Origin of the sequence: Microcoleus sp. PH2017_28_MFU_U_A (assembly GCF_020738035.1) — a bacterium.
Classification (GTDB): Bacteria; Cyanobacteriota; Cyanobacteriia; order Cyanobacteriales; family Microcoleaceae; genus Microcoleus.
Map to the genome: position 1 here is coordinate 1 of NZ_JAEQCX010000163.1, position 12159 is coordinate 12159.

Genomic DNA, 12159 nt, shown 5'->3' on the forward strand with positions numbered 1-12159 from the left:
TATTTTTGGGTAAGAAGCTTTCTTACCCTATCTTTTTTGAGGCGATTTGTCTAGAGTTATCTCCCTGTATGCTTTTCAGACGACCTGTCACCCCGTCAGGATAAATACAAAGAGTTATTGTCTCAGTATCAGCCGAAAATAATTAGAAACGAAGCGGATAATGAAAAGGCTCTGACTATGGTGGAAGAGTTGATGCACCAGCCCGATCGCACTCCTGAAGAAAATGAGTTATATGAATTGCTGATTGCATTGATTGAAAAATTTGAGCAAGAATACTACGCACCAGCAGCCACAGCAACGCCTCATTCGATATTGCTGTTTTTGATGGAACAAAGAGAGTTACAACCGGCTGACTTGGTGGGAGTTATGGGATCTGAAACAAGAGTGTCTGAAGTCGTTAATGGCGATCGAGATATTGGTAAAGAGTTGGCATTGATTCTGGGGAGTTTTTTTCATGTAGAGCCGAGTTTGTTTTGCAATTAAGAGAAGTGACATTAAGGGCGATCGCACTTTTGGAGATTAAGGGCGATCGCTCTTATTCGTTTACAAAATATCGCTCAACTACAGAACGATCAAATTACTTGCAGTCAAAGGAGTGACAGAGAACACAGTAAGTTGACCACCCGAAGCAAAAGTAATTTTACCAGTGCTGTTGACCTGGCTTAAAACTGTACTTGCAGTTAACCCTGAACCCTGAATTTGAATCACATCATTCTCGGCGACAGAGAAGGAGTAGATAATATCTTGTCCGATTAATACATCTTGAGCGGTATTAAAGACGAAATAGTCCTGACCAGCACCACCAATCAAGCTATCATCACCGACACCACCTTGAAGAAAATCATTGCCATCACCGCCAAATAGCACATCATTACCTTCTTTGCCGAGTAGGTTATCATTACCGAGACCACCAATCAAGCTGTCATTGCCGACACCACCGTCAAAAAAGTCATTGCCATCACCACCAAATAGCAAATCATTACCTTCATAGCCAAGGGCTTGATCATCTCCACCTAAAAGATCGATCGTATCATTACCATCAGTACCAGTAAAATTATCACGATTCTGGCTTGCGATCGCGGGTTTTTCTTGTGGGACATAACCAGCAAGGCTAGGAATTTGATAGCCTTTATCCGCCAAAACTGCTAAATCTGCTCTTGTTGGGAACCGTCCACCAGCACCTGGTGACATAACTGGTGATTGACCATCAATTCGGAAGTTTTGATCGATGTGAGGATTACCACCGGGCATAAATGGAATCGGATTACCACCATTAACATTGAGAGAGTTAGGGCCTGTTCCCTGGGTGAAGGGGTAAAAACCTAACGAGTGACCAATTTCGTGTACAGCAACACTAATGAAATCACTTTGGGTTACTGGAATATCACTAACAGTTGTAGGTGTTGAGTCAAAGAACCAGTTAAAACTTGACTCAAAAGAGATGCTGCCAAAAATGTCGCCCGGTCTTGCTTGTCGAACACTATTACCTCCAAATCTTGCCATTTGACCAGAAACTAGCTGTCCAGCGGCGGCTGGATTATTACCGAAGACGGGAGATTGACCGCCGACAAACAGAACCATATCATCAATTTGAGAATCGAAAATAACGTTTTGGGCTTGCCCTGTAATCGGATGGGTTATTGTCCCAGATATGCCAATAGGTGGATTTGGAAAGTCGTTTTTAATGACATCTGTCCAGATTTTACCTGCTGCTTCCAGCGCTGCTTTGCGACTAGGATCGTTAAAGAAACCAGTGGTATCGTAACGATAGTCAAACTTGATGTTGAATCCGTTAGGCGCAGGTGGAGCAGGCAGTTGTGGTATCACCGGTGGTGTAGGTGTGACAGAAGTCGGAGTTGGCGCAGGTGTCGGAGTCGTCACAGGTGTCGGAGTTGGCGCAGGTGTCGGAGTCGTCACAGGTGTCGGCGTCGTCACAGGTGTCGGAGTCGTCACAGGCGTCGGCGTCGTCACAGGCGTCGGAGTCGTCACAGGCGTCGGCGTCGTCACAGGTGTCGGCGTCGTCACAGGTGTCGGAGTCGTCACAGGTGTCGGCGTCGTCACAGGTGTCGGCGTCGTCACAGGTGTCGGAGTCGGCGTGATAAAAGGCTTTGGCTCCGGTGTCGGTGCAGGCGTCGGTGCAGGTGTCGGTGCGGGTGCAGGTGTCGGAGTCGTTACAGGTGCAGGTGTCGGAGTCGGTGTCCGTGCAGGCGTCGGCGTTGTGACAGGTGCAGGTGCGGGCGTCGGTAAAGACTCCGGCGTCACACTCACAACCCTCCTAGCATCAGCGATAGTCAATCTGTTCTCACCTCGCAACACAGCCAAATAATCGCCTGTCACGTCATCCTGAATAATCGTGTAGCCAGCATTGACCCCTGTACCCACATAAATATTCAGATCATCAAAGGCCAGATCGTTCCTTAACTTAATTACATCCTCACCGTCTGTATAATCAACAATAAAATCGGCATCCGAAAGCTCAGAGCCCCCAGTATTTTTGCCAATAAAAAAAGTGTCGTTACCATTGCCCCCAGTTAATGTATCTGCTCCTTTATCGCCATAGAGAATGTCATTCCCGAAGTTGCCAAACAAGCTGTCATTACCTTTACCACCGTAAACTGTATCGTTATCTATTCCGCCAGAAACTGTATCCTCGCCTTCGTTGCCGTATATCAAGTTATCTCCAGCATTAGCAAATAGCCGATCGTCACCTCTGCCGCCGTAAACTGTATCGTTACCTTTGCCACCGTAGACGGTATCATTACCTTCATTACCGTATAGCTTGTCATCTCCTTGCTTGCCGTAGATTAAGTCGTCTCCATCACGGCCAAACACTAAGTCAGAGCCTTGTTGTCCAAATATTAAATCTGCATCGGGGGTGCCATTGAGAGTATCGTCAGACAACGTTCCATTAATGTTCATGTTGCAATCTCAGTGTGAATACTAGATTTATGCTTATTCGAGATAAAAGTCTTTCTCCATCTCTGAAAAAATGACTTGCTAGCCTGTATTTTTAGATCGTGCGATCGCCCTAACTTTTATGCGAAGTCAGGGATTTGCGATGTAAGCAAAAGTCCTGCATAGCAAAGCTTTCGCAGCGATCGCACAATTTCCCAAGAAAGCCTGTTGCAGCCTCCTATTTATATATCAGGGCCACATCCACAAAATTATGCAAAACCCAGAAAATAAATTAAAAAAAATTACCAGTAGTACCCGAAACTAGAGTCAAACCCAGAAAATTACCAAAATTTAGCCCTAATCCCTGTCGTAACACTAACTTTAGTCAGTAATTACTCAAAAGCCCTGCCACAAACTTTTTGACGTGTAAAATGCACCATTTACACTTGAGCTTTCAAGTATATTAAGCTAAATAAAGCTGCTCGTAAACTGATATACATCAGGAATTATGTTAGAATCGCATCAGGAAATTTACACACACCAATCTATGGCATCCACAAACGATCGCTTCGTCGAGGCAGAAAGCCGCTGGGACTTAAAAACTCTGTACGCAGACTTGGCCGCCGTTAAGGGAAAGCCTCTCACCCCCGTAGAAAAGCTGCACCTGCGGGGGTTGCTTTGTGGCAATAGTCCCGCTGAAATCGCCGAAAAGCTGCAAAAGAATCCCAAGGGTGTGGAAACTGACCTGTGTGCCACTATTTATAGATACGTTAAAGGCTTTGTGGGTAAAGGGATTGAAAAGATCGAAAATTGGAGAAATATTGCTGAATGGCTTGAGGATGCTGGATATAAAACTCAGTCGTCTGGTAAATTCCCAGTCAAAGATTTATTACCTGAAAATTGTATTGTTAATGTAACGAATATAAATATAGATAACAATCAAATAGTGTTTTTTATAAACCTGCGAATACCGACCTCACCAGATTCAGAACTCTCAATACAAAATCTAGACATCAACGATAACAACGCTAACTAAAGTTTTGCTGCAATTCAACTGATTGATAGGGTGAAGCGACTAAAATCAGGAAGGGCGATTCCCTACGGGATAGCTACGCACGCGCGTACTTTTACCTTGTCTCGCGGGCGATCGCACGCTGCATTTCTCAAATAAGGGCGATCGTATTTCTATTGTGCTACGATTCAATCAGATTTTGGCGATCGATTATGACCATCAAAGAACAACTTCTCCAAACCATTGAAACACTGCCTGATGACTTGCTCGCAGAAGCCCTGAAATTCGTCCAAACCCTTCAGCATCCCATTCACAAAACTCCCGGAATTTGTGGCGGTGCAGCGCGAATTCGCGATACCCGCATTCCCGTCTGGACGATTGTTACTTATCAACAACAGGGCGCAACTGAAGCCGAACTTCTCTATAATTATCCAGGACTCACCGTTCAAGATTTGCAAGCGGTGACCAACTATTACGATCGCAACCGAGAAGAAATCGAGCTGTGGCTTGCTGAAAATGAGTAACTAAAAGATTTCATCAATCTCCACTCTACAATGTCAAATCACGCAGGAATTATAATTTGTAAAGCCGATCGAGATTATGCAGGTAAAGTGCAGGTACTCCACGACTTTTTCACTCAAGATACACAGCCGATGGAGAATCGTCTACTTCGGGTGATGAAACAAAATATTAAAGGTAGCCAACAGACATTTATACTTCAGGAATACCCAAAATCTTCTTAATAATCATTATAATTACAATTCCCGTCGTCTATTGTGCTAGGATTAAATTAGAGCGTCAGTGAGTAAAAAAAATGGCAACAATTACCCTTCAAATTCCCGACGAACTAGCACTGCGGCTAGATCCTCTCAAAGATGAGTTACCACAGATTTTGATGCTGGGATTGAGGGAAGTCGAAGCTAATCCTTCAAACGGATTTTCTGGACTCACGAAGATATTAGAATTTATAGCAAGTTTACCATCGCCACAAGAAATATTAGCCCTGCGTTTATCCGACGCTCTTCAAGCTGAAATCGATACTTTATTAGAGAAAAACCGCACAGAAGGACTCACGCCGATCGAGCAGCGCCTGTGGCAGCAATACGAATTTGTCGAACATTTAGTACGCATTGCCAAAGCGCAAGCTCTGCTGAAACTGAGCGAGGTAGCATGAGTAAAACCTACGTTTCAGCTAGTCTGCGACGAATGGTATGCGATCGCGCCAACGGATACTGCGAATATTGTTTAATTCCAGAAACACTCGCCCTCTCGTCTCATCAAATAGACCATATCATTGCAGAAAAACACAGCGGCGAAACAGTTGAAAGTAATCTGGCTTTGTCTTGCTCAATTTGTAACAAAAATAAAGGAAGCGACATTGCCTCAATCGATCCAAAAACAGGTGAAGTGGTTCGACTTTACAATCCTCGAAAAGATTCCTGGGAAGACAATTTTCAACTTCAAACTGAAAGTGGTACAATCGAACCTCTAACTCCGATCGGTCGAGTCACTGTGCGTTTATTGCAGGTTAATCGTGCAGAATGTCTGATCGAACGCAAGCTATCTATCAAAATTCAATCGTTAACAAAATCCGATTAATCGATCGCGTTCAAGCCACACTATAACTAAAATTTGCCCGCAATTCAACTGTCAACCATCAACTAATTACTCGATCGCACAGTCAGCACTTGCGGCGGCGTCGCATCCGGCGGATACAAGAAATCCACCTGCACCAAACGGCGTTCCCCCGGCTTCATATTCACATTTACCAAAGCTTCCCCCTGCTGTCCCCGGCGCTGCACAATGTGAATGTAGCGCGTCAAAGTCTTCCCCCCATCATCATTAAACATCACCCGCAGCGTACCTCGGAAAAATATCCGATTTTCCGGAGGATCGTAAAACGTAAGTCCGGCCGATTCTTTATTTGCTTTAATCGGTGTTTGCATTCTAATGCTGACAGATTGGGACTCGCGAGATTTGTTGTAAAGCGGAAAAGTTAAATTGTATTGAATTCCGTAATTACCGTGAGCAAAATAAGCAGTATCTGGATAGCGAGCTAACATTTTAGCGCTTTGAATTTGACCAGTCCCAAAAGTACCCGTATCAGTAGTGCTCAAAGCATAGGAAAATGATTCGCCGCGCTTGGGAATCGTTAAATAATCGGTTCGCGAATTGTCAGTAATTTTAGCTTTCCACTCGGAACCTTCAGCGACTCCGGCAACGCGCCCGTAAATTTTTTGCAGTGGATTTTCGCCTCTGGGAGTTGGTGCTAAATCTCTCGGCCCAGCTAAACCTTTCGTGTTTAAAATATTTTCCCATTGTTCCAAAGTCGGATATTGCTCGACTCCTTCTTTAGTTTGAGGAGCAAACATCGCTAAACTAGCAACATAAACCGAATTGCTGCTCGACACTCGCATTAAAGTCGATCGCCCGTTAGAAGCAGGCGTCACAGTCCCCACAGGTATCGGCAAATTCATCAGCATTCGGCTCTGATTGCCCGGAATCTCGATGGAAGCCGGCAAAATGGCTTGTCTGTGCCCCCGCAGCACATCGCTGGTGATGCGGCTGCCAGGCCCCGCAAACACAGTGCCAAATCGATTTTCTAAATACGACGGCAAATCGACAAACAAAGCATCCGGGCGAGTTAAATAAGTCGCTCCTTGCAGGATATTTAAAGTAACAGGTTCCGAGTTGGGATTGTGGACAATTATGCCTTGAAATAAGGTGCGAGTTTCGGCACGATTTTTAGCTTTGGCGATGTGGTGGGCGAAGATGTCAAATCTGCCTTTAAAGGCAAAGTTTAAGTGTGCAGAAGGTACTTGTTTGGCTTCCTCGGGAAATGTGGAGAGCAAAATGCCTTCGGTTTGTACAACTTCCGGGCTGTTACTGTTGAAAACGGGGATGCTGTCGAGTTTTCCCGGCAAAACGCGCACTTGCTGGGGCACCGTCACAGTTTTCAGCGGGCCGGTTGTCTGCGGTTGTGGTGGTAAATCCAGTTCGTTTTCCGGTAGCGGGACTTCTCGCTGAATTTGGATGACTTGTTGACTCGGAGGTTTCGGGATTGCTTGAGCTAAGGGTAGAATTGGTAACAAAAACATAGCTGTGAGCGCGTTTAACTGAACTTGCAAATTGCTTTGACGCAAAGCAATCGACACAAAACTTTACCACAACTAGGTTGACATTTCCTTGAGTTTGGGAATTTTAGGTCAATTTTTGCGGATATAGTCAAATTTAGGACAAATTTTCAATGACGATAATTTTAACCAACGACGACGGCATTGATGCTCCGGGGATTCAGGCACTTTTGCAGGCTGTAGAGGGCAAGACAATTATGGTGGCCCCTCAAGGGCAACTTTCGGGCTGCGGGCATCAGGTGACTGCTCACAGTCCGATTCATGTCGATCGGCGATCGTCCGTCGAGTATGCTGTAGGAGGAACACCCGCAGACTGCGTGCGGATTGCTCTCAATCACGTTTGTCCAAAACCGGATTTGGTACTTTCCGGGATTAACGCCGGCGGCAATTTGGGCGTTGACGTGTACATTTCAGGTACAGTTGCTGCGGTGCGGGAAGCAGCTATGCACGGTATTCCTGGCATCGCAATTTCCCATAGAATTAAAAGGCCGCTGGAAATTGACTGGGATGTCGCGACTCGCTGGACATCGCGGGTGTTGGCCGATTTGCTGAATCGCGAACCAAAGTCTGGGTGTTTTTGGAATGTGAATTTTCCGCATTTAGCGCCGGGAAGTGCGGAACCGGAAATTGTGTTTTGCAAGCCTTCAACTCAGCCGCTGCCTGTGGTTTACCGCCAAGAGGGAGAATACTTTTATTATGTCGGAGAGTATGGGAATCGCGATCGAGCGCCGGGGACTGATGTTGAGGTGTGTTTTGGCGGTAATATTGCTGTGACTGAGATATCTCTGTGAGGGATTAGGTAGGGTGGTTTTATTCTCATACCAAAAGTATCGCTCAAAGGTCGGCTCGCCCTTGCCCCAAGGTATGTAGTTGCGCTTCAGCGCTCTTAGCTCATATTAGGAAATAGCGCTTTCATCGCAACTACGTACTTCAGATGAAAGGTTCTTAGCTTATATTAGGGAAAAGCGCTTTCATCGCAACTACGTACCTCAGATGAAAGCGTTCTTAGCTTATACTATAAAGAGCGCTGAAGCGCAACTACGTACCTAAGATGAATGGTTCTTAGCTTATATTAGGAAATAGCGCTTTCATCGCAACTATGTACTTCAGATTAAAGGTTCTTAGCTTATATTAGGAAATAGGTCTGAAGCGCAACTACTTACCTAAATTGTATGACGACAATAAAACCGCCCATATAGCCTAAATATAATATCCTATGGCTAAATTACCATGATAAACCCATCTGATGATTGCGAGCATTCTCTGCGGATATGATTTAATAATAAACCCGTTTTCAGATGAGCCGAAAACGGGATATTTAAATAGGTTGAAACTTGAGAGGAATGACAATCAAACAAAATTAATCGCCATCCCGAGAATGGCAGCTATCTCTCCTTCTGACCGTCCCTGCTACCAAAATTTTTATTGTCATCCTTCGGCTTAGCAACACCATCAGGTTGTTTTTTTGGCTTTTTGACTTCTTTGTTGCTTTTTCTTTCTTTTGACATAATCATTCCTCAATTTTGACTCAAAAAACATCGATAGAAACCTCTGCCTAACTGCAAGTAAAAGGAGTTGCCCGACAGACAGGTGCGATATCGTGTTCGGTCAATTAGCCTTAATAGAATAAGTTTGTAGTCAGGACTTAATTCTTCAGCATTTTCTGAGGACTTAACCCACTACAAACTTATTTTACAGTGTTTTCAGCGGACACGAGTTTACTTGCTGTTAGTATCGTATCATCTTTGGTAGATTATAAACTATGTTTTGCACTCCTAGCATCTACTCTTAGGCATATCCATAAATTCCTCATGTGTAGAATGTCGGAAATTACTTTATTTCCTAGAGTTTGTAGCATCAACGTTCCACTCACCCGATTAATTTCGCGACTCGCAAAGCAGAGGTAATCGCTCCTTCGTGCAAGCCATCTCCCAAATAAGCTCCCGCATGATAGGTATGATTCTCGCCATTAGTCTCGATAATTTCATCTCGATATCGGAAAGACTCCACTGTATATAATGGTGTGTGATGTTTCTGAATGTGAATAATTTGCTCTTTTGCAATCAATTCATCCAGATGAAAAGCTAAACTGTACTCTCGCGGCGATGTGATGCCGCAAAGCTGATTCAAGCTTGCATTGTAGCCCCATCCCTTGTCCGTCTCGAAAAAATCGAATTCCGATAACTTGCGAATACCGTAGCGATCGTACATCGAAGTATCCGAATGCAGCACAGTCGTGGCATAATTGGGTTTCCAGGCCGCAAACCGCTTCGTTTCCGCCTCCGTCGGGTCAGCCAACAGCCTCATCACTTGGTCTGGCGGCATCGCAAAAACCACCTTATCAAATTCCTGAATTTCCCCATTGGCCAGCACAATTTTTACAGCACCAGCACTTCGGAAAATCTTGGCAATCTCCACATTCAGCAGGATATCACCCTTATACCGCTCCAGAATCTTTTCAATGTAAGAATAGACCCCCCCTTTAATCCTCACCCAATTCACCGAAGCATATTCGCGCAGCACCGGCATCGCCAATTCCGCTGGAAAATCGTCGAGCAATTCAAACGGTATCGAGTAGCTGTACATCGTCAGCAACTTCAGCCAATCATTGCGGACGCACGACTTTTTTAAACTATGAGAAAGTGGCATATCGTAGAAATCGTGCTGTTTGGCAAACCGCATTTTTAGCAGAAATCCAGCCGAACGAGCATAGAGACTGTCGAGTTGCAAATACTCAATCAAGCGTTGCATTCCCGTAAAATTTTTTTGAATAGCAACCGCTGACAAAAAGTGACCGCCATCTTTAAAAAATAGCGATGAACCAATCTGCACGGGTTCTAATTCAACGCCTAGCTCCTGCATTAAAGCCGCGAAATTGTAAAACACAGTGGGAAATTCCAGCACCCCATTTTCTAATATTTCATTGCACTCAGATTGATTGGGCAAAACATTTTTATTGAGCGTCCGAATGTGTCCGCCTAAAATCGGCTGACTTTCCAACACAGTGACGTGGTGTCCCTGTTTGTTGAGCCAGTAGGCTGTAGCCATACCACTAGCTCCGCCCCCAACAATTGCAATTCTCATGGTTCTCTCCTAAATTGATAGAGTGGAACATTAATCATCGAATGCTTAAGAGCTTAAAAAAAGAAGGTATGTAGTTGCGCTTCAGCGCTCTTTATAAATATTATGAAAGAGCGCTCAAGCGCAACTACGTACCTAATTTGTCTGATGACAATAAACTGCCCTACCTAACTGCTTTTGATAACGGAGGGACTAGAAGCTGTTTCTAGTTTTCTGGCTGGTTGGATGTAATGCGCTTTTTATTTCTTAGTCTGCGGAGGTAGACTTCGTTTCACAACTAGCGATTTCCATCGCCGAGTAACGAATTTCTCTTAGCCTAAAATCGCATCGCCGGACAAACGTTGATAAAGCAGCGCCCCCGTCCAAAATGTCGGTGCAAAGCCTGGATAGCCCGAGGATGCGTTGCAGAAATAGAAATTGTTGAGGGATGTTTCGTGATTTAGCCGATCGACTCCCATGTTTTTCGGCGTCAGGGTAGAACCGTAGGAATTGCCGTTAGGACACCAACAGAAGCGCTCGTTAGTGGTAGGACTTCCGGTAATATGAAAAATCATGTGTTTGCGGAAATCGGGAACATAGTGTTTTTCAACTACGTCTAAAATTGAGTCGAGAATCTCTTGTTTTTTCTGCCTGTAAGCTTTGCGGTCGGTCTCCCAAAGTTGTTTAAAATAACTGTAGTTTGCCACAGTCAGAAATTCTACAATTTGACAATCTTCGGGACAATCCCGCCGCGCTTCGGTGAGTAAAGTCGGCGTTGTAATCGCAAAACTCGGACGAGAAAAATCATTTTTGTCATACATTTGAGCAAAAGCTTCATTCAGATCCAAATGTTCGGAATGAAACGTATTCCACTTGCCAAATCCGTAGTCTCGCAGGTCGATATCTTTGACAACGCAGTACACCATGTAGTTGGATGCAGAATACTCATAATCAAGTTTCCGCCGCACTGTTTTTGAGAACAGTTCCTGACCAATCATCTTGGCTGCTCTTTTGGGGTCGAGGTTGCAAATCACCGTGTCGCCCGTGAATTCATGGGTTTGATGCGTTGTCAAATCCATCGCTTCAACTCCCGTGACAGTTCTATCTGTCAGCCGGAAATTCGTGACTTCATGGTTTAGTAAAACTTTCCCGCCGTTGGATTCAATGACTTTAACTAAAGAATTGATGACATCTTCAAAATGCTGCGTCGGATAAAATGCACCTTCTTGATAGCCTCGAAACAAAGCAATCCAAGCATAGAAAGACAACTGGTTAGGAGGTAGCAAAAAGTCCGGCCATTGCAGGGCTAATAAAGTTTGGGCGCCTTGGGGGAGTTGGAATTTATCAAAAACATCCTGAAGCGTGCTATTGAGGTGTTGGACGGCGCAGAATACGTCACCGAAATTTTTGAGCAATTCAATTGGTTTGACGGGAGGAGCGAGTTTTCTGAGTCCTTCGCCAGTTTTTTCGACTTCGTTGACGAATTTGCGAATTCTCTCGCCCGCTTCGGGAAACAGCGCCGACAATCGCCGGATCAATTCCTCTGCTTCCGAGGGAATATCGAGGGCGTACCCAGGCATTCTCATGTGGTCGAAGCCATTCGGATCGTAGCGCTCAAAGGTGACATCGCGATCGAGATTGAGTTTTTTGAGAACTCGATCGACTGTATGTCCTTCGCCGCAGTCCCAAACGTAGTGGAATTGGGCATTAAACGTGTATTTTTTGGCCATTGTAAAGGTGTGGCCAAAGCCTCCGGGATGCTCGTGAGCTTCCAGGATGTGCACGATTTTGCCGGAGTTGGCCATCAAGGCTCCAAAAACCAATGCTGATAAACCACTACCGACGATGAGGTAATCTGTTTTCATGGGATATTTCCTCGATCGATTGAATCGGGCGATCGTTCTATTTTTAGGCTAACGCTCAATTCTGAGGAAATTCTGAAGATGATTTCTTATAGCCCCCCGGCGATTGGAAATCGCGGCTACACAAACGATGTCCACCTCCGTGGACGAAGAAGGTATTCGGAGATGGAAAATTATCAAATAAAATCTTTAACCC

At 44.8% G+C, this 12159-nt stretch carries 13 protein-coding genes; 7 read left to right on the top strand and 6 right to left on the bottom strand.

What is annotated here, in order from left to right; genetic code table 11:
• Nucleotides 1-117 precede the first annotated feature (117 nt).
• Nucleotides 118-483: a helix-turn-helix domain-containing protein gene (locus JGK14_RS31555; protein WP_293327924.1), complete on the top strand. Its 366-nt coding sequence runs from the start codon at nucleotides 118-120 to the stop codon at nucleotides 481-483.
• Nucleotides 484-561: 78 nt separating this feature from the next.
• Here the strand turns inward: JGK14_RS31555 and JGK14_RS31560 are convergent, their stop codons facing one another.
• A complete protein-coding gene (locus JGK14_RS31560; RefSeq protein ID WP_293327927.1) occupies nucleotides 562-2919 on the bottom strand; it encodes a hypothetical protein in 2358 nt (785 codons plus the stop codon).
• A gap of 484 nt (nucleotides 2920-3403) precedes the next feature.
• On the opposite strand from JGK14_RS31560, the gene JGK14_RS31565 reads away from it, so the two are divergent.
• Nucleotides 3404-3931 carry a helix-turn-helix domain-containing protein gene (locus JGK14_RS31565; RefSeq protein ID WP_293327930.1) on the top strand — a complete coding sequence of 176 codons (528 nt, stop codon included), beginning with the start codon at nucleotides 3404-3406 and terminating at the stop codon, nucleotides 3929-3931.
• Nucleotides 3932-3976: 45 nt separating this feature from the next.
• On the opposite strand, the gene JGK14_RS31570 is transcribed toward JGK14_RS31565, so the two are convergent.
• Entirely contained in the window at nucleotides 3977-4099 is a 123-nt protein-coding gene (locus JGK14_RS31570) for a hypothetical protein (RefSeq protein ID WP_325315903.1), read from the bottom strand.
• Nucleotides 4100-4119: 20 nt separating this feature from the next.
• Here JGK14_RS31570 and JGK14_RS31575 point away from each other — a divergent pair, with 20 nt between their 5' ends.
• From JGK14_RS31575 to JGK14_RS31590, 4 genes are all read left to right on the top strand, one after another.
• Complete coding sequence (locus JGK14_RS31575; protein ID WP_293207406.1) at nucleotides 4120-4431, top strand: DUF433 domain-containing protein; 312 nt, start codon at nucleotides 4120-4122, stop codon at nucleotides 4429-4431.
• A gap of 30 nt (nucleotides 4432-4461) precedes the next feature.
• Nucleotides 4462-4650 (top strand): hypothetical protein, encoded by a 189-nt coding sequence (locus JGK14_RS31580; RefSeq protein WP_293207408.1) that lies wholly within the window; start codon nucleotides 4462-4464, stop codon nucleotides 4648-4650.
• A 71-nt stretch (nucleotides 4651-4721) separates the two neighbouring features.
• Nucleotides 4722-5081 (top strand): hypothetical protein, encoded by a 360-nt coding sequence (locus JGK14_RS31585; RefSeq protein ID WP_293232937.1) that lies wholly within the window; start codon nucleotides 4722-4724, stop codon nucleotides 5079-5081.
• Nucleotides 5078-5506, top strand: a complete 429-nt coding sequence (locus JGK14_RS31590) for an HNH endonuclease (RefSeq protein ID WP_325315904.1) — start codon at nucleotides 5078-5080, stop codon at nucleotides 5504-5506. The genes JGK14_RS31585 and JGK14_RS31590 overlap by 4 nt, the downstream gene beginning before the upstream one ends.
• Nucleotides 5507-5568: 62 nt before the next feature.
• Here the strand turns inward: JGK14_RS31590 and JGK14_RS31595 are convergent, their stop codons facing one another.
• A complete protein-coding gene (locus JGK14_RS31595) occupies nucleotides 5569-7005 on the bottom strand; it encodes a DUF3370 domain-containing protein (RefSeq protein WP_325315907.1) in 1437 nt (478 codons plus the stop codon).
• Nucleotides 7006-7154: 149 nt separating this feature from the next.
• Here JGK14_RS31595 and surE point away from each other — a divergent pair, with 149 nt between their 5' ends.
• Entirely contained in the window at nucleotides 7155-7832 is a 678-nt protein-coding gene (gene surE, locus JGK14_RS31600; RefSeq protein WP_325315905.1) for a 5'/3'-nucleotidase SurE, read from the top strand.
• A gap of 594 nt (nucleotides 7833-8426) precedes the next feature.
• Here the strand turns inward: surE and JGK14_RS31605 are convergent.
• The 3 genes from JGK14_RS31605 to JGK14_RS31615 all read right to left on the bottom strand — a co-directional run bounded on the left by JGK14_RS31605 (nucleotide 8427) and on the right by JGK14_RS31615 (nucleotide 11966).
• The gene (locus JGK14_RS31605; protein ID WP_293157680.1) at nucleotides 8427-8549 is read right to left on the bottom strand and encodes a hypothetical protein; all 123 of its coding nucleotides are present in this window, start codon (nucleotides 8547-8549) and stop codon (nucleotides 8427-8429) included.
• A 361-nt stretch (nucleotides 8550-8910) separates the two neighbouring features.
• A complete protein-coding gene (locus tag JGK14_RS31610) occupies nucleotides 8911-10125 on the bottom strand; it encodes an FAD-dependent oxidoreductase (protein WP_325315906.1) in 1215 nt (404 codons plus the stop codon).
• Between the two features lie 308 nt (nucleotides 10126-10433).
• Nucleotides 10434-11966 (bottom strand): phytoene desaturase family protein, encoded by a 1533-nt coding sequence (locus JGK14_RS31615; protein ID WP_293185684.1) that lies wholly within the window; start codon nucleotides 11964-11966, stop codon nucleotides 10434-10436.
• Between the last annotated feature and the right edge of the window lie 193 nt (nucleotides 11967-12159).